Source organism: Kribbella sp. NPDC020701 (assembly GCF_055562215.1).
In genome coordinates, this window is record NZ_JBVHFT010000010.1 from 236,543 (window position 1) to 257,043 (window position 20,501).

Annotated in this window: 17 protein-coding genes; 4 read left to right on the forward strand and 13 right to left on the reverse strand. The window is 68.5% G+C overall.

Annotated elements, in window-relative coordinates:
- Window positions 1-5 precede the first annotated feature (5 nt).
- Complete coding sequence (locus ACZ3HV_RS24745) at window positions 6-3,251, reverse strand: ATP-binding protein (RefSeq protein ID WP_465687337.1); 3,246 nt, start codon at window positions 3,249-3,251, stop codon at window positions 6-8.
- Between the two features lie 74 nt (window positions 3,252-3,325).
- On the opposite strand from ACZ3HV_RS24745, the gene ACZ3HV_RS24750 reads away from it, so the two are divergent.
- Window positions 3,326-4,672, forward strand: coding sequence for a serine hydrolase domain-containing protein (locus ACZ3HV_RS24750; protein ID WP_465687338.1), 1,347 nt, complete (start codon window positions 3,326-3,328; stop codon window positions 4,670-4,672).
- A gap of 101 nt (window positions 4,673-4,773) precedes the next feature.
- Here ACZ3HV_RS24750 and ACZ3HV_RS24755 read toward each other — a convergent pair whose 3' ends face one another.
- The 6 genes from ACZ3HV_RS24755 to ACZ3HV_RS24780 all read right to left on the reverse strand — a co-directional run bounded on the left by ACZ3HV_RS24755 (window position 4,774) and on the right by ACZ3HV_RS24780 (window position 9,712).
- Window positions 4,774-5,091 (reverse strand): NYN domain-containing protein, encoded by a 318-nt coding sequence (locus tag ACZ3HV_RS24755; RefSeq protein ID WP_465687339.1) that lies wholly within the window; start codon window positions 5,089-5,091, stop codon window positions 4,774-4,776.
- Window positions 5,092-5,164: 73 nt separating this feature from the next.
- Window positions 5,165-5,608 carry a VOC family protein gene (locus ACZ3HV_RS24760; protein WP_465687340.1) on the reverse strand — a complete coding sequence of 148 codons (444 nt, stop codon included), beginning with the start codon at window positions 5,606-5,608 and terminating at the stop codon, window positions 5,165-5,167.
- Between the two features lie 72 nt (window positions 5,609-5,680).
- Complete coding sequence (locus ACZ3HV_RS24765; RefSeq protein WP_465687341.1) at window positions 5,681-6,496, reverse strand: ABC transporter permease; 816 nt, start codon at window positions 6,494-6,496, stop codon at window positions 5,681-5,683.
- Between the two features lie 76 nt (window positions 6,497-6,572).
- Window positions 6,573-7,562, reverse strand: coding sequence for an ATP-binding cassette domain-containing protein (locus tag ACZ3HV_RS24770; RefSeq protein WP_465687342.1), 990 nt, complete (start codon window positions 7,560-7,562; stop codon window positions 6,573-6,575).
- A gap of 99 nt (window positions 7,563-7,661) precedes the next feature.
- Window positions 7,662-8,978: an MFS transporter gene (locus ACZ3HV_RS24775; protein WP_465687343.1), complete on the reverse strand. Its 1,317-nt coding sequence runs from the start codon at window positions 8,976-8,978 to the stop codon at window positions 7,662-7,664.
- Window positions 8,975-9,712, reverse strand: coding sequence for a GntR family transcriptional regulator (locus ACZ3HV_RS24780; RefSeq protein ID WP_465687344.1), 738 nt, complete (start codon window positions 9,710-9,712; stop codon window positions 8,975-8,977). The genes ACZ3HV_RS24775 and ACZ3HV_RS24780 overlap by 4 nt, the downstream gene beginning before the upstream one ends.
- 278 nt (window positions 9,713-9,990) lie before the next feature.
- On the opposite strand from ACZ3HV_RS24780, the gene ACZ3HV_RS24785 reads away from it, so the two are divergent.
- Window positions 9,991-11,421: a S8 family peptidase gene (locus ACZ3HV_RS24785; protein WP_465687345.1), complete on the forward strand. Its 1,431-nt coding sequence runs from the start codon at window positions 9,991-9,993 to the stop codon at window positions 11,419-11,421.
- A 137-nt stretch (window positions 11,422-11,558) separates the two neighbouring features.
- Complete coding sequence (locus ACZ3HV_RS24790) at window positions 11,559-12,578, forward strand: phosphotransferase family protein (RefSeq protein WP_465687346.1); 1,020 nt, start codon at window positions 11,559-11,561, stop codon at window positions 12,576-12,578.
- A 17-nt stretch (window positions 12,579-12,595) separates the two neighbouring features.
- Here the strand turns inward: ACZ3HV_RS24790 and ACZ3HV_RS24795 are convergent, their stop codons facing one another.
- Together ACZ3HV_RS24795 and ACZ3HV_RS24800 are read right to left on the reverse strand one after the other, a co-directional pair.
- Window positions 12,596-13,198, reverse strand: a complete 603-nt coding sequence (locus tag ACZ3HV_RS24795) for a class I SAM-dependent DNA methyltransferase (protein ID WP_465687347.1) — start codon at window positions 13,196-13,198, stop codon at window positions 12,596-12,598.
- Window positions 13,199-13,353: 155 nt separating this feature from the next.
- Window positions 13,354-14,187: an EamA family transporter gene (locus ACZ3HV_RS24800; protein ID WP_465687348.1), complete on the reverse strand. Its 834-nt coding sequence runs from the start codon at window positions 14,185-14,187 to the stop codon at window positions 13,354-13,356.
- Between the two features lie 126 nt (window positions 14,188-14,313).
- Between ACZ3HV_RS24800 and ACZ3HV_RS24805 the strand changes: the two genes are divergently transcribed.
- Window positions 14,314-15,285 carry a phosphotransferase enzyme family protein gene (locus tag ACZ3HV_RS24805; protein ID WP_465687349.1) on the forward strand — a complete coding sequence of 324 codons (972 nt, stop codon included), beginning with the start codon at window positions 14,314-14,316 and terminating at the stop codon, window positions 15,283-15,285.
- Between the two features lie 52 nt (window positions 15,286-15,337).
- Here the strand turns inward: ACZ3HV_RS24805 and ACZ3HV_RS24810 are convergent, their stop codons facing one another.
- From ACZ3HV_RS24810 to ACZ3HV_RS24825, 4 genes are all read right to left on the reverse strand, one after another.
- Complete coding sequence (locus ACZ3HV_RS24810; protein WP_465687350.1) at window positions 15,338-16,699, reverse strand: dihydrolipoamide acetyltransferase family protein; 1,362 nt, start codon at window positions 16,697-16,699, stop codon at window positions 15,338-15,340.
- Window positions 16,699-17,676, reverse strand: a complete 978-nt coding sequence (locus tag ACZ3HV_RS24815) for an alpha-ketoacid dehydrogenase subunit beta (RefSeq protein WP_465687351.1) — start codon at window positions 17,674-17,676, stop codon at window positions 16,699-16,701. The genes ACZ3HV_RS24810 and ACZ3HV_RS24815 overlap by 1 nt, the downstream gene beginning before the upstream one ends.
- 4 nt (window positions 17,677-17,680) lie before the next feature.
- Complete coding sequence (gene pdhA / locus ACZ3HV_RS24820; RefSeq protein WP_465687352.1) at window positions 17,681-18,856, reverse strand: pyruvate dehydrogenase (acetyl-transferring) E1 component subunit alpha; 1,176 nt, start codon at window positions 18,854-18,856, stop codon at window positions 17,681-17,683.
- Window positions 18,857-19,189: 333 nt separating this feature from the next.
- Window positions 19,190-20,389: a phytase gene (locus ACZ3HV_RS24825; RefSeq protein ID WP_465687353.1), complete on the reverse strand. Its 1,200-nt coding sequence runs from the start codon at window positions 20,387-20,389 to the stop codon at window positions 19,190-19,192.
- Window positions 20,390-20,501 lie beyond the last annotated feature (112 nt).

The window sequence follows — 20,501 nt, forward strand, 5'->3', positions numbered from 1 at the left end:
CGGCGTCACGACGAGCTCAGGCGCTTGCGGAGCTCGGCGACTGCCTCTTCCGGGGTGAGCGATGCGCCCGCGTCGTACGCGGCGTCGAACGCTTCGTTGCCCAGGGCATCGTGCAGCCGGTCGGAGGTGCTGCGGACGTCGGCGTCCGGGACGGTCCGCATGCCCCGCATCGCGGCCACCAGCCCGAGCGTACGCGCGGCCTGCTCGGTCTCGCCGGCCCGCAACTGCACGTCCGCGGAGGCCTCGATGATGATCGAGGCCAGCGGCATGTCCTCGGTGGTGAGGGCGAGTTCGACCGCCTGCCGGTCGTAGCGCAGGGCGGTCTCGAGCTCGTCCCTGGCGACGTGCACCCGGCTCAGGTTGGCCAGCAGCATCGCCTGCCCGTGCGGCGCCATCCGCTCCGCCTCCAGGTCGAGCATCGAGTACGCGCGTTCCGCGAGTTCTTTGGCCTCGTCCAGCCGGCCGGTCCGGCGCGCGATCCGCGACATGCCCAGGTAACCGAGCGCCTGGCCGGTGCGGGAGCCTGTCTCCTCGGACAACTGCATGGCGCGTTCCAGGTCCGCGCGGGCGCCGTCCAGGTCACCGAGCTCGATCCGGCTGGCCGCGCAGGAGCCGAGCAGTTGCGCGAGGCCCTCGGTGGTGCCGAGCTCCTCGACCAGCCCGATCGCCTCGCGCAGTGAGGCGAGCGCATCCTCGTGGTCGCCGAGATTGCCCTGGTAGCTGGCCAGGCCTCGCAGCGCCAGCGACGTACCGAACCGGTCGCCGATCGCCCGGAAGCCGTCGAGCGCGATGGCCAGGTCGGCCGCCATCTGCTCGACCTCGCCGTCGTTCTCGCGGAACATCGCGGTCATCATCACGCCCATGTTCCGGGTCCACGGGTCGTCGTGCTCGCGCGCCGCCTCGAGCGCCCGGAAGCACCCGGCCTTGTCCCGCCGGACCGCCGCCCACACCGCGTTGGTGAACAGGCCGACACCGGACTCCGCGACCTGCGCATGACGCCGGCTGAGCCAGCGGACCTCGGCCAGCCCGCGGATCACCCGGGGGAACGACCCGGCCTGGTCGTCACCGGTGGACAAGGTGCCGAGCGAGAGCAGCATGACCGCCGTGGCCCGGTCCAGCGGAGAACTCGGACCAGGTACGGCGAGTGCCGCCTGCATCCAGTTGACCGCCTCGGCCGGGCGGCCGCTCATGTTCCAGTACTCACCGAGCGCGGCGACCATCTGGACCGCGCTCCGCGCCGAGCCGCTGTCGATCGCGGTCCGGAGGGCGTCGAGCAGGTTCTCGTTGTCTGCGGTCAGCCGGGCGATCCACTGGATCTGTTCGCCGGTGAACAGTTTCGGCCGCGCCCGCCGCAGCATCCGGCTGAAGTACATCGTGTGGGCGTGCCGGAACCGGTCGTACTCACCCGAGGCCTTCAACTGCTCAGCGGCGTACGCGCGAACTGTCTCGAGCATCCGGTAGCGCACCGAGCGGTCGTCGGCCGCGGCTTCGACGAGCGATTTGTCGACAAGTGACGCGAGGACGCCGAGCACAGCCTCAGCAGGGAGTTCGTCATCGCTGCAGATCTGCTCGGCAGCGTCCAGCGTCGCGCCGCCGGAGAACAGGGACAGCCGCCGGGCGACCGCCTGCTCTTCCGGATCGAGCAGGTCCCAGCTCCACTCGACCACGGCACGCAGGGTCTGGTGCCTGGGCAGTGCGGTCCGCGAGCCGCTCGTCAGCAAGCGGAACCTGTCGGCCAGCCGGTCGACGATCTGCGGCGGGGTGAGGGCCCGCAACCGGGCCGCCGCCAGCTCGATCGCCAACGGCATTCCGTCCAGCCGGCGGCAGATCTCGGCGACTGCCTCGCGGTTGCCGTCGTACAGGGCGAAATCGGGTCGTACGGCGCGGGCGCGGTCGACGAACAGCTGCATCGCCGGGTATTCGTCGTCGACGCTGTTCTCGGGCGGCATGCCCAACGGCCCGACCGGATGCAGGTGCTCACCGGGAATGCTCAGCGGCTCGCGGCTGGTCGTCAGCACCCGTAGCCGCGGGCAGGCGGCGAGCAGCGAGTCGACCAGGTCGGCGACCTCCTGCACCAGGTGCTCGCAGTTGTCGAGGACGAGCAGGACGCGGCGATCGCCGATCACCTCGACGAGTCGCAGGGTCGCCGCGCGGCTGGTCGGGAACGGCTGGGTGAACTTCGTCCGCGGCAGATCGACGTACTCGCTCGCACCCAACGTGGACAGCACGGCCGGCGCCACATCGGCCGCGTCACCGAGCGGGGCAAGCTCGACGAACCAGATGCCGTCGCCACTCTGGTCCACCAGAGTTCGGCCGGTCTCCGTTGCCAGTCTGGTCTTCCCGGCGCCGCCTGGGCCGACCGTCGTGACCAGGCGTGTCCCGTTGCTCAGCAGTCGGGCCAGCTCGGCCACGTCATCGCGCCGGCCGACGAAGCTCGTCATCGGGGCTCTGAGGTTGCTGCGGGGAGGTGCAGGCGGTGCGACCGGTACGGCGTTCGTCTTCGCGGCCGGATCGACCGAGTCCCCCCGAAGTACGGCGACATGCAGATCGCGCAGCCGGGTGCCCGGGTCGGCGCCGAGCTCGTCGGCCAGGGTGGTGCGGACACGTTCGTACGCCGCTAGTGCCTCAGCTTGCCGGCCATCGGCGTACAGGGCTCTGATCAGGAGCTCGTGGAGACGTTCGCGGAGCGGGTGGGTGATGGCGAGGTGTTCGAGGTCGGTGATCAGGTCACGGGCGTGGCCGCACGTGACGGCGGCCTCGGCCAGATCCTCGGTGGCGGCGAGCCTGAGCTCGGCCAGGCGGTCGGCCTCGACCGCGGCGAACGGCAGGTCGCGCAGGTCGGTGAGGGCTTCACCGCGCCAGAGCTTGTCGGCCTGGGTGAGGAGCTTGTGCGCCTGCTCCGGGTCGGATGCGAGCAGGCCGCGGCCACGCCGTACGAGGTCTTCGAACTGGAGGGCGTCGACGCAGTCCGGGCCGATGGTCAGCGTGTAGCCGGCCGGGCCGGATTGGACCGAAATGCTCGACTCGGTCGCCGGGAGGCCGGCGCGCAGCCGGGAAACGAGTGACTGCAGAGCGTTCGCGCTGGGCGCCGCGCTGCCCCACAGGCCGTCTACCAGGGTGTCGACGCTCACCGGCCGGCCGGCGCTCAGCGCGAGGCGTGCGAGCAGGCCGCGCAGCCGGACTCCGCGGACGTCCAGCGGAGTCCCGTCAGCCGCCCACATCGCGAGAGGCCCAAGCACCGCTATGCGCACCCCACCAGCCTCGCACATGACCCCGACCAAAACCCCTGCCTTTTGTCATTTGGTTCCTTGTAAGGTCGGCAGGCGTGACACATATCGACGCGCAGACGCAGACCGCTCTTACTCGCATCGTGACCGGACGGCAGGCCAAGGGCCGGATCCCCGGGGTGGTGGGCGCTGTCGCCCGCGCCGGGTCGCTGGCCTGGTCGGCTGGGGCCGGCTCGGCCGATCTGGCGAATCCCGGCGTACCGCCGACGGCGGACTCGCAGTTCCTCATCGCGTCGCAGAGCAAGACGCTGACCGCGGTCGCGATCATGGCGCTGCGCGACGAGGGCAAGCTCAGCCTGGACGACACCGTCGAGAAGCTGATCCCGGAGAGCAAGCACGAGGGCATCACCGTGCGGCAGATGCTCAGCCACGCCAGCGGCATGCAGCGCGAGCCGGTCGGCGACGTCTGGGACCTGATGCAGTTCCCGGACCGCGCCGAGCTGGTGTCGGGGTGGAACGAGGCCGAGCGGATCGGAAAGCCGCATCACCGGTTCCACTACTCGAACCTGGTCTTCTCGCTGCTCGGCGAGATCGTCGCCCGGCTGGACGGACGGACCTGGTACGACGCGATCAAGGCCCGGATCCTGGACCCGCTGGAGATGCGCCGGACCACGGTCGGGATGGACGGCGGACCGGCCGCCACCGGGTACTACGTGCCGCCGTTCTCCGACGTACCCGTGCGGGAGCCACTGCTCGACCTCGGCGCGATGGACGCCTGCGGCGGGCTGGCCTCGACGGCTGAGGATCTGGCGAAGTGGGGCATGTTCGTCGCGAACCCGGTCGACGAGGTGCTGTCGAAGGACACCCTCGAGGAGATGTGCCAGGTGCAGATCATGGCCGACGTGGACCGCTGGCAGCTCGCCTTCGGCCTCGGCTTCATGCTGTTCCGTCGCGGCGACCGCGTCTTCGTCGGCCACGACGGCGGTATGCCGGGGCACATCACGTCGACGTTCGTACACCGCGAGTCCGGTACGGCGGGGATCGCACTGTTCACCGCGTCCTCACTGGCACCCAGCGCGCTGGCCACCGACCTGATCATCAAGGTGCTCGAGGACGACCCGCTGCCCACCGAACCGTGGGTCCCCGGCTCTTCCGTTCCGGCTGAGCTGGCCGGCGTCCTCGGCACCTGGTTCACCGAGGGCAGCCCGTTCGAATTCTCGGTCAAGAACGGCGTACTCCAGGCCAAGTCCCCCGCCGCCCCCGAGCACCAGTCCCCCGCCGTCTTCACCCGCATCTCCGAAGACGTCTACCGCACCACCTCCGGCCGCGAAACCGGCGAACTCCTCCGCATCACCCGCGCCCCCGACGGCACCCCCGAAAAGTTGCACTGGGCAACCTACCTCTGCACCCGAACCCCCCTCGCCTTCGCCGAACTCCAAAGCTGAGGAGTTTGCCCCGGACCGGGTCGTCGGTTAGCCTGTGAACATCCCCCCAGTTGCTTCGGTGGCTGGGTGCGAAGCCCCACCTCGGTGGGGCTTCTGCTTTTTCACCAGTCCGCCGGCTTACGAATCACCGAACCTGTGCTGTCCACCACCTGGCGCGGGAACTGGCTGGCGCCCAGGACCCCCGACCGGATCTGCTTCGCGAACGTCGGCCGGCAGGTCAGCAATCGCTGACTCGCCACCGCCTGAGGATTGAGTAGCCCCACAACTTTCCCCAGCTCATGCCGCACGATCCGGATCGGCTCGATCAGATCCGAGTCATTGCTGACCACGGCGAATGCCTCGGCGTCGTCCCGGAACGCATCCACCAGCAGGTACGTCGCGAGGTTGACGTCTGAGCCCTTCTCCTCCGTCTTGATCACCTCCACCGTCCGAGGCCCGACAGTGGGCGGGGCGGCCAGCAGCATCCGGGTGGGTTTGGGGTTGCCCTGGATGTCAGACCACGCAGAAGTCGTTGCCTTCTGGGTCTTGGAGCCAGAGGTGGTCGAGGGTGGACGTGTTGTCTACGGGGACTTCGCGGATGAGGGTGGCACCGGCGGCGAGGAGGGTTTCGGCGGTGGCTCGGATGCGTTGTTCGCGGAGGTGTTGGGGTTCGGCGCGGCCGCCGCTGACCTGGAGGTCCAGGTGGAGGCGGTTCTTCACCGTGCGGGGCTCGGGGACCTTGAGGAAGGACAGCGACGGGAGTACACCGTTCGGATCCGAGATGGCGGCGCCGTCGTTCCACTCCTCCTCGGGGACGTTCTGGTCGGTGAGGAACGCCTCCCAGCTGTCCCAGCCCTTCGGCGGATCCGACTCCACGTAGCCGAGCGCCGTACACCAGAAACGCGCCACCCGGGCCGGGTCGGCGCAGTCGATCGTCATCGTCCACTTCGTCGTCATACTGCCCACTCTGGCGGACGGAACGGACAGAAAAGGGGCCCGGGTTTCCCGGCCCCCTTCGTTGATTCAGCGTCAGGTGCGGCGGCGGTAGGCGCGGATTGCCAGCGGGGCGAAGACCGCGATCAGGCCGATCATCCACGCGAGGGTGATGAGGAGCGGCTTCTGGATCGGGCCGCCGAGCATCAGGCCGCGCATCGTGTCGACCAGGTACTTGACCGGGTTCACGTTCACGAACGCCTGCAGGAAGCCTGGCAGAGTGCTCGTCTGGACGAAGACGTTGCTGCCGAAGGTGAGCGGGAACATCACCAGGAAGGCGACGCCCTGGACACCCTGCGCGGTCTTCAGGGTCAGCCCGAGCCACACCCAGATCCAGCACATCGACAGCGCGAACAGCAGCACGATCACCAGCGCCAGCAACCCGTTCCCGACCCCGTTGTGGAACCGGAATCCGAGCACGAACCCGGTGGTCATCAGGATCACGATCGACAGCGTGTACCGCACCGCGTCCCCGAGGACCGCACCGACCAGCGGTGCGATGCGGGCTATCGGAAGCGATCGGAACCGGTCGAACACGCCCTTCGCGAAGTCGTCGTTCAGCGCCACCCCGGTCCCCATCGTGGAGAACACCACGGTTTGCACGAGCAGGCCGGGCAACAGGAACGGCAGGTAGTCGTGCCAAGTCCCGCCGTTGGCGATCGCGCCGCCGAAGACGAACAGGAACAGCACCAGGAAGATGATCGGCTGGAACGTCACGTCCGCCAGGGCTTCCGGGTTCTGCCGGATCCGGACGATGTTCCGCCAGGCCAGGGTCAGGCTCTGCTGCACCCAGGCGAACGGACGGACACGACGACCCACGTGGGCCGGCGCATCGACAACAGCGGCGCTCATTCGCGTCCTCGCTTCGCTCCGGGCGCGAATGAGACACGAGACGCGCTGTGCTTGATGGTGAACTCGCTTCGCTCGTTCACAGGCCCGCTCCTTCCAGGACCGCGTCCTGCGGACGCTCTTCGGCGGTGTGCCCGGTCAGGGCGAGGAAGACCTCGTCCAGGCTGGGCAGCCGCAGGGACAGTTCGGTGACCGCGATGCCTTCCTCGTCCAGGCGCCGTACGACGACCGGCATCGAGCTGCCGTCCGTGACCGGCACGCTGACCAGCGCGTTCACCACGTCGACGGTCGGCCGCGCACCGACCGACTCGGCGACGATCGCGGCCACGCGTTCGATGTGCGCGGGCTCGGTCGGGCGGACGTCGAGCGACTGCTTACCCGCCTGCGCCTTGAGCTCGGCCGGCCGGCCGGAGGCGACCACCGCGCCCTTGTCGAACACCACGATCGAGTCGGCCAGCGCATCGGCCTCCTCCAGGTACTGCGTGGTGAGCAGCACCGTGGTCCCGTCGAGCACCAGGTTGCGGATCGTCTCCCAGACGCCGTTGCGGGCGTGCGGGTCGAGACCGGTGGTGGGCTCGTCCAGGTACAGGATGCTCGGGTGCCCGACCAGGCTGGCGGCCAGGTCGAGGCGCCGGCGCATGCCGCCGGAGTACGTCTTTGCGATCCGGTCACCGGCGTCGGTCAGCTCGAACCGCTCCAGCAACTCGTCGGCCCGGGCCCGGGACTGATCCCGGGAGTACCCGAGCAGCCGGCCGATCATGATCAGGTTCCGGCGGCCGGACATGTCCTCGTCGACCGAGGCGTACTGCCCGGTCAGCCCGACGATCTCGCGAACCCTGCCGGCCTCCCGGACGACGTCGTACCCGCCGACCGTGGCATGTCCGGCATCGGGCCGGAGCAGGGTGCCGAGGATGCGGACCGCCGTGGTCTTGCCGGCGCCGTTCGGGCCGAGAACCCCGAGGACCGTGCCGGTCGGCACACTCAGGTCGACGCCGGCCAGGGCGGTGGTGTTGCCATAATTCTTGACCAAGCCGGTTGCCTCGATGGCGACCTGGTTCGTTGTGGTCATCGGTTCCTCCCAGTGGACTCACTTCACTGGGATTACCGTCTCCCGGCGTACTGGCACCGCCCTGACACTCGGCTGTCAGGCCATGCCAGCCCGCTGGTATCAGCCTTTTACGGGGACGATCTGGTTGGCCAGGAGGGCCTCGTAGGCCTCGGGGTTGTAGCGGGCCAGGTGGCCGCGGGCCTTGCGGCGGTACTTGAGGATCTGGCGGGTGCCGATCGCCCACAGCACGTACTGGAAGGCCAGTGCGAACTTGAAGTCCTCGATGGTCTGCGGCGCCCCACCCGACGACGTGTCGAGCAGGATGCCGACCATGCCGATGCAGAGCAGCGTCGCGATGAACCCACCGGTGTTGACCATCCCGTTGGCCGCACCGAACCGGGTGGCCGGGTTGAAGGTCCGCGCGTAGTCCAGCCCGAGCATCGACCCTGGCCCACCAGCGGCCTGTACGACGATCAGCAGCAGGATCACCGGCATCGGCGCCTGGCCCGGCCAGAGCAGTACGACGGTCCACATCAACACCGAGCCGCCGATCACGGCCAGCACGATCCAGGACCGGTAGAACGGGAAGCGAGCGGCGTACCGCCCGACCAACGGGCCATAGCAGAGCCCTGCGAGCACAGGGAGGATCAGCATCGCCGCAGCGGTCGTTGGGGCGACGCCCTGGCCCTGAACGAGGAACGGGTAACCCCAGAGCAGGCCGAAGGTGCTGCCGGAGAAGCTGGTGGTGAAGTGTGTCCACAGCCCTAGTCGCGTCCCGGGCTCCTTCCAGGCTCGCCGCAGGTTGTGCCGTACCTCGCCGAGCGACTGCTTGGTCCGTCGCAGCGGCTCGTCGTACGGGCTGTCCTTGATCAGGAACAGCACAGCGAGACCGGTCAGCAGACTCAGGATGCTGGCACCGGCGAATGTGCTGGTCCAACCGAAGGAGTGGAAGGCTGCAGCCATCGGCACGGTCGAGACGATCGCACCGAGACCACCAAGCATTCCGGTCGCCTGAGTCATCACCGGCTGCCGTAGCGCCGGGAACCACGCCATGACGACCCGCAGCACGCTGATGAACACCAGCGCGTCGCCGACACCCAGTACGGCGCGTGCCGCGAGCGCTGCGGGGTACGAGTCGACCAGGCTGAATGCCGACTGCGCCACGAAGAGCAGTCCGGATGCGGTGATCAGCAGCCGCTTGGAGCCGTACCGGTCGAGCAGTACGCCGACCGGCACCTGCATGGCGGCGTACACAGTCAGCTGTACGACGGTGAAGCTGGCCAGCGCGGATGCGGAGATGTGGAAGCGTTCCGCGGCCTGCAGGCCGGCCACGCTCATGGAGCCGCGGTGCAGGACGGTCACCAGATAAGTCAGGACAGCAGCGGTCCACACCGCCCAGGCCCGACGTCCGCCCAGGGGGAAGAGGAGTTCGGTCACCGAGTGCCCCGCAGGTCCGCCGCGGCGGTGTCGATGTGGGAGACCACGAGGTCGCGGAACCGCTTCACGCTGTTGCCGCCGAGGGCGTCGATCATCTCCTGGTGGGCGACGATGGACTTGTCCATCCGGGCCGGCTGCATCTCGATGCCGGGCACGCCCATCCGGACCTGGCGGTCGCGGAGGCTGTCGTAGAGCTTGGCCAGGATTTCGTTGCCGGCGGCACCGACAATGGCCTCGTGGAAGGCCCGGTCGGCCTCCAGGAAGCTCTTCGCGTCACCGGTCTTGCGGTGCGCGCGCATCTCGTCGACGCGCTGGGTCAGAGTCTCGATCAGCTGCTTGCGCCGCGGCCACACCTTGGCGGCGGCGTGCGTCTCGATCAGCTCGCGGGCCTCGAGGACGTCGTCGATCTCCTGTGGCACCACCGGCCGGACCAGCGCACCCTTCTTCGGGTACAGCTTCACCAGGCCGGACTCCTCCAGCCGGAGCAACGCCTCGCGCACCGGGGTGCGCGACACCCCGACCGCGGTGGCCAGCTCGCCCTCGGTCAGCAACTCGCCGCCCGGATACGTCCGGTCCAGGATCGCCGCCTTGACGTAGGCGTACACCCGCTCCGCCGCGGGGATCTTCTCCACCCCCGGCGCCGCCTCGACCACCACCCGGGCGATCTCCGCGGTTTCGTCACCTAATTCCAACGCCACACTCGCCGGCTCGTGTTCCGGCACCCCGCTTGTCACAGATCTCCCATACGACTCGTATCTCTGTTGTATTTATCTTACACACACAGCTAATCCACCGGCGGGGCCAGGTATTCCCCAGCTTGTCCACGAGTTATCCACAGGCCGATCCACAGCATGTGGGCAACTGAGCGTGAACGGATGGACTCTCGGTAGTGACAGGTGCAGGGTTTCCCCTGCGTTGTGGAGGAAGAACTCCGCCGGTCCGGAATCCGCTCTACAGTCCGGGGTACCGAGCCTGGACCCGTCCGTCCAGGCCCAGCCCCTGAGGAGGCAGCGTGTCCCGAACTTCCCGTCCCCGACGGCTGACGGCCGGCCTGGCCGCAGCCGCGCTGGCATTGACGACACTCGGTGCCGCCACGGCGCACGCCGTACCGCAGACCGCCGCGGCCACGCCCGGACCGCTGATGAACTACGTCGTCAACACCAAGGCCTCGCCCGGGCACGTCCGCAAGGTCGAGCAGGCGGTTGAGGCGGCCGGTGGCACGGTGGTCACGGCGTACCAGCAGCTGGGCGTGGTGATCGCACAGTCGACCAATCCGGACTTCCGCACCGACGTCCGCGCGGGGCACAACGGACGCGAGGTGCAGTCCGTCGGCGCTACTCGGACGGCCGCCGTCAAGGAAGGCCCGACCGGCTCCGGAGCGGCGTCCGCGGGTGGAATGAACGCGATCGACGATTCAGAGGCGACCCCGGTGCTCGACCCGCGTGAGGGCGAGCAGTGGGACATGGTCCAGATCAAGGCGGACCAAGCCCACGCGGTGACCGACGGCTCCCGGCAGGTGCTGGTCGGCATCAACGACAGCGGTGTCGACGACACCCACCCGGACCTCGCGCCGAACTTCGACGCGAAGGACTCGGTCAACTGTGTGAACAACGGCGTACCCAACACGACGCCCGGCGCCTGGCGGCCGACGACCAGCTCGCACGGTACGCACGTCGCCGGCACGGTCGCCGCGGCCCGCAACGGTGTGGGCATCGTCGGCGTTGCGCCTGGTGTGCGGATCGCTTCGGTCAAGGTCGTGAACGACGACGGGTTCATCTACCCGGAGTACTCGATCTGCGGCATCGTCTGGGCCGCCGAGCACCACATGGACGTCACCAACCACAGCTACTTCATCGACCCGTGGGAATTCTGGTGCAAGGACAACGGTGACCAGGGTGCGGTGCAGGAAGCGGTCCGGCGCGCGTACGCCTACGCGACCGGTCGCGGCGTACTCTCGGTCGCGGCGGCGGGCAACTCGAACTACGACCTCGCCAACAAGACCACCGACAGCGGCAGCCCGAACGACACGACCCCGGCCACCCGGACCATCAACAACGACTGTCTGGACATGCCGACCGAGCTGCCCGGCGTCATCACCGTCGCCAGCACCACGCAGGCCCGGGCCCGCAGCAGCTTCTCGAACTTCGGCCTGAACAAGATCGACGTCGCCGCTCCCGGAAGCTCGATCCTGTCCACCCTGCCCGGCGGCAGGTACGGCCTCTCGAGCGGTACGTCGATGGCGTCGCCGCACGTCACCGGCATCGCGGCCCTGATGAAGTCGATCCACCCGTGGTGGGGCCCGAGCCAGCTGGAGTCGGCACTACGCAAGCAAGCCGACGACACCGCCTGCCCGGTCACCCCGGACGCCCGCTGCACCGGCACCACGGCCAACAACGCCTTCTTCGGCGAAGGCATCGCCGACGCCCTCGACGCCGTCAACTGACTGAGTGGGGGTCCCCCGCCCGGGACCCCCACTCCTCTATACAACTGTGGTCTGCCCCACGCGCCCGCTCGTAATCCACGAGCAGCACCGTGGAATTCGGTTGCGCTCGTGTGAGTCTCGTCGGTTGACTGCCGGTTATGGCCGATGACGCGGCACTGCCGGGCACGCTTCACGGAATCGCTTCGGCGGGATGGGACAGGGTTTCGGCCGTGCGGTGGTTGGCGGACGGCTCGTCCGCGGCGGTCGCCGGGGCGCTGAGGCGTGTTGCGCCCGGGCTGGGCGACTACCCGATCGCGATTCGCGAATCGATCGGCGAGGACGCCTTGTGGTGGTCGGCGAGCGCCATGGTCGGCGGGCGGTTCGTTGCGAAGTTTGCGTGGTCACGGCCTGCCGGGCTTCGGTTGGCGCATGAGATCGCCGTCTTGGAGGCGTTGGCGCGCGAGCCGGCGGTTCCGTTTCTGCCGGAAGTGGTTGCCAGCAGCACCGATCCACTGCTCTTGGTGACCAAGCTGGTGCCGGGCGAGGCGCTGTTCGAGGTCGTGGACTTGCTTGACCGGGACCTTGTGGGTCAGCAGCTCGCTCAGTTTCTGGGTGAGTTGCACCATCCGGCGACCCGCGAACGCGTCGAAGGCGCCCTCGGTGAACTTGCCCCTGCCGCACTGCAACCAGCCACAGGCGACGCCTTACGCGACGGGTTCGTGAAATGGGCTCGGCCAGATCAGCGTTCCGCAGTCATCAGGTGGTGCGACTGGGCGGACGACGTACTGGCGACGCCGCGCCCGAGCGTGCTGGTACACGGCGATCTCCATGGCGGCAATCAGGTATGGGACGGCGAGCACCTCCGCGTAGTCGTCGACTTCGAGACCGCGGGCCTCGCCGAGGCGGAGTACGACCTGCGCACCTTCCCCGGAACAGGTCCGGGCGTCGAGCTGCTCACCGCCACCCTGCGCCACTACACGCAGATCACCGGCCGCGAGCTGGCAGTCGATCGCGTCATGGCCTGGCATCTGCGAACCGCCCTCGCGGACGCACTGTGGCGCAGCGAAGCGGGCGTCCCGCTACCGGATCACCGGACACCGCCAGAGTGGGTCGATGACCTCACCGAGCGATTCAGCGCACTGGGAATCGACCCGGACGTGCCCACGAAGCGACTGTGACGACGGGCTTCCGCTCGTCAGGGTTCGACGCGTACGCGCCGCGCGACGATCGCGGCATGGGGTCGTTTCCCGTCATAGCGGGTTTCCGATGCTTCGACCTGGAAGCCTGATTCCACGAGCCGCTGTGACATCTCCTCGACCGACCAGAAGTAGGCGGTCGTCACCCTGTGTGCGAACGGCTCCACCTGCGAGCCTTCGCACATGCCGAGAACCAAGCCGCCACCGTCACACAGGCATCGCGCGAACTCGTCGAGAATGCGCGGCACGTGGTCCGGATCGGTGTGGATGATCGAGTACCACGACAGGATCCCTGCTACCGAGCGATCGGGTACGCCGAGGTCGTCCAGCCCGCCGACACGGTAGGAGACGGCAGGGAACCGCGATCGGGCGATGTCCACGAAGCGCGGCACCAGATCCACACCCTCGACGTCGCAGCCGAGGCCGCGGAGATAGTCGGTCCACTGGCCAGGCCCGCACCCCGCGTCGATGATCCGGCCCGTGATCCCACCGGCCCACTGCGATACCAGCTTGCGATCCAGCTCATGCGTAGCCTCCATCGAGGCGAACATGTCGGCGTACTCCTCCGCCCACCGCCCATACGCATCCCGCACATCATCCACAGCCACAAGCAACCCCTAACAGCCCGAAACTCGACCATCGCCGACGCCACGGCGCCACGGTCAGCGCGGCACCCGACCACGGGTCAGCACGACATGCTCTCACCACCGGCAGCTCACGACGCCGGCCACGCCGACATCCTCTGCAGCGTGCTTCGTCAGGACGTGCTGATGAGGACTATGCCGGCTACTACGACTGCGGCGGCCAGGGCTCGGCGGGGGCCGAAGCGTTCGTTGAAGAAGAGGGCGCCGATGATGGCGCCGAAGATGATGCTGGTTTCGCGGAGGGCTGCGATCGCGGCGAGGGTGCCTCGGGTCTGGGCCCAGAGGACCAGGCCGTAGGCGACCATCGACACTAGTCCGCCGCCGAGGCCGGTCAGGATCGCGGACCGGGGTTGGCGGAAGACGGCCGTACCGCGCCAGCTGAGTGCTACCACCGGCACGATGAAGCCCTGGATCATGAACACCCAGCCCATGTACGTCGCCACCGGCATCTTGTGGACCGCGAGACCGTCGACCACCGTGTACGCGGCGATCGCGAGGCCCGTCCCGGCGGCGGCGAGCAGGGCCGCGGTCTGCGCACGTCCGGCCGACCGTCCGATGAACACCAACCCGATCAGCCCGGCGGAGATGAGCAGTACGCCGGCGAGCTCGACGGGCGCCAGCATCTGATGCAGTACGACGATCGACACCACGGCGACGACCCAGGGCGACGTACCGCGGGCCAGCGGATACATCTGGCTGAACTGACCCAGCTGGTACGACGCCAGCAGGCCGCCGTAGTACACGCAGTGCAGCACGATCGACGCGACGATGTACGGCCAAGTGCCTGCAGGCGGTGGACCGGTGAAAACGATCGCGATGAGCCCGGCAGTCCCCGACGCCACCCCCAGCAGCGCGAACCCGGCCAGCCGATCCGGCACACCGTGCGCCATAGCGTTCCACGTGGCGTGCAATACCGCCGCCCCGAGCACCACCACCAGTACGAGCACGTCCCCCACCTTCTCACCCAGGACTGCGACGGTTCAGCCATATTTCACGGGCAGCTAATCGTCTGCAGCGGTAAGGGCGGGGAAACCCGATGCGGGTCACTGGGCCGCTCGTGCAGGGTTGCAGTGATGATGACGCTCGGAGAGATCAACAGATTGGAGCGTACGGTCGACACGGCCGGGCGCTCCTCCGTGGCAGACGCGGTCGCTGCCCGCTGGGGGTACGCGGCCGGTACTGCTCGTTGGTGGCGCTCCAGTGCGAGGCACGTCTTCGTCGTTCCCGAAGACTCCCCGGCGCGACCGCGGTCGTTTCTCCGGTTCGCGCCAAGGCAGTCACGCGACGGACTGGCCATCGTGGCCGAGCTGATGCAGAGCCTGGCCGATGGTGGCGTTGCGGTCGCCAGGCCGCGACGATCGGTCGGCGGTGTGCTGGTGGAGACCGTTGATACTGGCCTCGGGCCGATGCACGCCATGTGTGTTGCCACCGCGCCCGGCCGGCAGTTGGAGGTCGACGTACTCACGCTCCCCCAAGCGCGTGCGTGGGGGACGGAGCTTGCTCGGTTGCATGAGGCGGCTGCCGAGTTCGGCGATGGCCTGCCGGTGGGCTTCGCCGAGCTGGAACAGGTCGCCGGGCTGGATGACCCGCCGCTGGTGGATTCAGTTCGGCGCCTCGTCGACCGGCTGGACCGACTGCCTCGTGATCCGTCGCGCTACGGGGTGATTCACGGAGACTTCGAGCTGGACAATCTGGCGTGGGCCGGCGAGGTGCCTACTTCGTTCGACTTCGACGATGCCGCCCGATCGTGGTTCGTCGCGGACATCGCTCTCGCCGTCCGAGACCTGACCTCGGCCGGCACACCAACACCGACGTACAAGGGACGGTTCGACGCGTTCCTCGCCGGCTACCGGCAGCGTCGGCCGCTACCCGAGGCAGACCTGGCTGACCTGCCATTGTTCGCCGCCGCGGCTAGCGCGGCCCGGCTGATCAAGCTGTATCCGGTCCTGCACACCGACGGCGCTGATGAACTCAGCGAGCTGCGCAGCAAGCTCACCGAGGTTGTCGCGGAGGATCGTCGCGCTGTGCTGACGTTCGACGCCTGACACGACGAAGGCCCAGGTGGTGTTCACCTGGGCCTTCGCGGAGTACGGCGTACTAGAACATCAGGGCTCGGGCTGGGTCTTCGAGGATGCCGGCCACGTCGGCGAGGAAGGTGGAGCCCTTCTCGCCGTCGATCAGGCGGTGGTCGAAGGAGAGCGCGAGCGTGGTGATCCAGCGGGGGACGATCTCGTCGTCGACCACCCACGGCTGCTTGCGAACCGCGCCGAACGCGAGGATCGCTGCCTCACCGGGGTTGATGATCGGCGTACCGGCGTCGACGCCGAAGACGCCGACGTTGGTGATCGTGAACGAGCCACCGGCCTGGTCGGCCGGTTGGGTCTTTCCCTCGCGGGCGGTGGCGACCAGGTCGTTCAGCGCCCCGCACAGCTCGGGCAGGGTGAGCGCGTCCGCGTTCTTGATGTTCGGAACGATCAGCCCGCGCGGGGTGGCCGCGGCGATGCCGAGGTTGACCGCACCCTTGTAGACGATCTCCTGCGCCTGCTCGTCCCAGGCCGCGTTGACGATCGGCGTACGCCGGGCCGCCAGAGTGACCGCCTTCGCGACGATCAGCAACGGCGAGACTCGGAGCTCCCGGAACGCCTTGTCACCCTTGAGCCGGTCGACCAGCTCCATGGTGGCGCTGACGTCGACGGTGATCCACTCGGTCACATGCGGTGCCGTGAAAGCACTGGCCACCATGGCCTGTGCCATCACCTTCTGCACACCCTTGACCGGCACGCGAGTGTCTTCGCGCCCGCTCACCACCGGAGCAGCCTCGTACGCCGGTGCCACCGGAACCTCAGCCGGAGCAGCCGCATGCGCCTCGACATCAGCCCGAGTGATGATCCCACCAGGCCCGGTAGCCGTCACACTCGCTAGCTCGATCCCCAGATCCTTGGCCAGCTTCCGCACCGGCGGCTTCGCCAGTACATGCACGGATCCGGTCGGTTCATTGCTCTTGGCAACAACGGGTTCAGGAGCCGGCGCCTCGACCACAGGAGCCGGAGCGGGTACCGAGACCGCGGGCGCCGGGGCCGCTGGGGCCGCGGTCTTGCGGGGGCGGCGTTTGGCTTCTGTGGTGCGGGGGCCGTAGCCGACCAGGACTGCGGTGCGGCCGCCGGTGGGGTCTTCCTCGGGGATGGTCGGGACCAGGTCCTCGGGGGAGCCTTCGGCGGAGTCGGTCTGGACCGCGATGATCGGCGTACCTACCGGGACTGTTTCGCCTTCAGGCACCAGGAGCTCGGTGATGGTGCCGGCGAACGGAACGGGAAGCTCGACCAGCGACTTCGCGGTCTCGATCTCGACGACGGTGTCGTTGAGCTTGACCGTGTCGCCCGGCTTGACCTTCCAGCTGACGATCTCGGCCTCGACCAGGCCCTCACCCACGTCGGGGAGCCGGAACTGCTGGATGGCCATCAGTACCCCATCACCCGGTCGACCCCGTCGAGCACCCGGTCCAGGTCGGGCAGGTACTCCTCCTCCATCCGCGACGGCGGATACGGGGTGTCGTACCCGGCGACCCGCAGAACGGGCGCCTCGAGGTGGTAGAAGCACTCCTCGGTCACCCGCGCCGCGATCTCCGACCCCGGGCCGAGCGAGTACGGCGCCTCGTGCACGACAACCGCACGACGGGTCTTGCGCACCGAGTCGTAGATCGCCTGCAGGTCCAGCGGCGAGATCGTGCGCAGGTCGACGACCTCGAGCTGCCGGCCGTCCTCGACCGCGGCCTCGGCCGCCTGCAGACAGGTCTTCACCATCGGGCCGTAGCAGAACAGGGTCGCGTCGGTGCCCTCGCGGACCACCTTCGCCTGGTGCAGCGGCTGCGCCGGCGGCACGGACTCGTCCAGCTCCGCCTTCTCGTGGTACCTCCGCTTCGGCTCGAAGAAGATCACCGGGTCGTCGGAGGCGATCGCCTGCTGGATCATCCAGTACGCGTCGACCGGCTCACTGCACGCGACCACCTTGAGCCCGGCGACGTGCGCGAACAGCGTCTCCGGCGACTCCGAGTGGTGCTCGACCGCGCCGATGCCACCGCCGAACGGGATCCGGATCACGATCGGCATCCGGATCTTGCCCATCGACCGGTAGTGCATCTTCGCGACCTGGTTGATGATCTGGTCGTACGCCGGGAACACGAAGCCGTCGAACTGGATCTCACAGACCGGCCGGTACCCGCGCAGCGCCAGGCCGACCGCGGTCCCGATGATGCCGGACTCGGCCAGCGGGGTGTCGATCACCCGGTCCTCGCCGAAGTCCTTCTGCAGACCTTCGGTGACCCGGAAGACCCCGCCGAGCTTGCCGATGTCCTCGCCCATCACGACGACCTTCGGGTCGGCCTCCATCGCCGCCCGCAGGCCCATGTTGATGCCCTTGCCGAGGCTGATCTTCGTCATCTGCTCAGCCCTCGCCCTCTGAATCGACACCGAACGATGCGGCGTACGCGGCGAACTGGGCCTTCTGCTCGACCAGTTCCGGCGTCTGCTCGACGTACACGAGGTCGAAGAACTCGGTCATCACCGGGTCGGGCATCGACAGGCAGCCGGCCCGCAGCTCTGCGGCGACCTTGTCCGCCTCGGCCTCGACCTCGTCGAAGAAGTCGTGGTCGACGCCGGCCGTGCGGGCCAGGTAGGCGTGCACGCGCTCGATCGGGTCCTTGAGCTTCCAGTGCTCGAGGTCCTCGCTGAGCCGGTACTTCGTCGGGTCGTCGGAGGTGGTGTGGGCGCCCATCCGGTAGGTGTAGGCCTCGATCAGGGTCGGCCCGCTGCCCTCCCGGGCCCGCTTCAGCGCCTGCTGGGTGACGGCGTACGTCGCGAGTACGTCGTTGCCGTCGACGCGGACGCCGGGGAAGCCGAAGCCGGCCGCGCGCTGGTACAGCGGGATCCGGGTCTGCCGGTCGATCGGCTCGGAGATCGCCCACTGGTTGTTCTGGCAGAAGAACACGACCGGGGCGTTGAACACCGACGCCCAGATGAACGCCTCGTTGACGTCACCCTGGCTGCTGGCGCCGTCACCGAAGTACGCGATCGTGGCCTCGCCGTTCTCGGCGTCACCGATGGAGTGGTCGCGCTGCTGGCCCATCGCGTACCCGGTCGCGTGCAGCGTCTGGGCGCCGATCACGATCGTGTACAGGTGGAAGTTGTTGTCCTTGGGGTCCCAGCCGCCCTGGTCGACGCCGCGGAACAGGCCGAGCAGCCGCAGCGGGTCGACGCCCTGGCAGAAGGCCACGCCGTGCTCGCGGTACGTCGGGAAGACCATGTCCTTGGAGTTCAGCGCGCGGCCGGAGCCGATCTGGGCGGCCTCCTGACCGAGCAGCGACGCCCACAGGCCGAGCTCACCCTGACGCTGCAGGGCGGTCGCCTCGGTGTCGATCCGGCGGACCAGGGTCATGTCCCGGTAGAACCCCTTGATCGCCTCGTCGTCGAGCTCGAAGGCGTAGTCCGGGTGCTCGACGCGCTCACCTTCGGGCGTCAGCAGCTGGACGAACTCGACCTCTTCGGAGGCCTGGGGCGGACTGACCGGCGCCTCGACGGGCGCGAAAACTTCCGGGGCAATTCCCGGCACCGACTCACTCACATGCACTCCTCGGGTTCGAGCGCGGGATCGCCGCGACCGCAACGTTGCACGGGGCCGGCCCGTTGCGCCGGATGAGGCATTCGCAGGCAGGACCGCGTGATTCCAGGGGTTGATGCACTGTTGGCAGTGGACCTCCTCACTGGTCTCACCACCATCTTGCCGGACACCGTACCCAGCAGGTGCCTGATCCGCTAACTGTCTGGACGCGACCGGGTACGGCGGTACCGAAACGGGTCTCAGGATGAGACACCAGTCCATCCACTGGTCCCATGTCCGCGCTCATATTACAGAGCTCGGCCGGTCTTGACGAGATGTGTCACAAATGCGTCTCGATCAGGGCAGTTTCTCCAGCCGGACGAGCTTGAAGTTCGTGCCCTCGCGGTCGCCATCACCGGGCGTGTTCTCGCCGTCGTGGACCGCGAACAGGCCGTGCGGGAACCGCGCCCCGAGCGGCTGAGTCGTCACCGCCGCACCGTCACTGTGCTGTACGCCGTCCGCCGCCGGACTGTCGGTCACCTCGAAGCCGGCGCGGTAGACCAGTCGGCGACCGTCCATCCGGTAGACCGCGAACGTCGAGTCACCCTGGCTGGACGCGTAGAGCGTCCGTACGCCGTTGCGATAGGCGATCGTGAGTCCTTCGGCGTCGGCGCTGAGGTACTTCCCGGCGTCCCGGCTGACCGGCCCGGCCGCCTCGCACTCCTCGGTCTCCTCGTTGTAGACGGCTCGCTGCCCGAACTCGCGGACCTTCTCGAGCAATTCCGGCTTGCCGTGCTGCGGGATCCGCCAGACGCCGACGTCCTCCTGAGCGGCGTACAGGTCGTTGGTGGTGCGGTCGAACACCATGCCCTCGAGCTGCGGCCGGTCGCCAGGCTCCTCGCAGGGCGACCAGGTGCTGCCGTCGGAGAGCTTGAAGTTGCTCGGTAGGTCGACCGCGCCGATCGAGCGGTAGGTGATCTTGCCGTGCCCGTCCGGGACCAGCGTGAGGAATCCGACCCGGGTCTCGCTGCGCCGCGTCACGGCGACGACCGTCCGGCCCTTGATCTTGGTCGCCGCGAGCCCGTAAGCGGTCCGCTGGTCCTGGACCTCCGCGGTGTCCTTGCTGAACACGAGCGGCGCCGTGGCGCTGGTCACGTCGGTGAGTCGCCCGGCCTTCACGGCGTACGTCCGGAGCTGGTCGCGACCGCGGTCGGTGACGATCGCCAGATTGTCGACAATGTCGACGTTGTTGAACCAGCCCGGCTCCTGACCCGGCTCCGGCGCGGGCGGCGTCGCGAACCGCTGCACCTGCTTGCCGGTCAGGTCGAAGACCGTGAGGCCGCCGTTCTTCAGCGTTCCGAGGACGACGCTCCGCTCGGGGTGCTCGGCGTCGACCCAGATGGCCGGGTCGTCGGCGTTCGCGTTGCCGCCGGCGTCGTCGTCCCAGTTCGGCGCGGTCTCGGCTGCGGCGGTCACCTCCGTCAGCCCGCTCGCGTACGCCGGGCAGGCGCCCAGCGTGACGGTCATCGCAGCAACCAGGACTCCGGCGATCCGCATCCAGCTCTCCTCACGATCAGGGTCGTACGGGCAGGGTCGTACGGGCACCCTGCCCCGTACGCATGGCCTGGCGGGAAACAGCGGATTGCTGGCCGGATACCGGCTTGCGTGG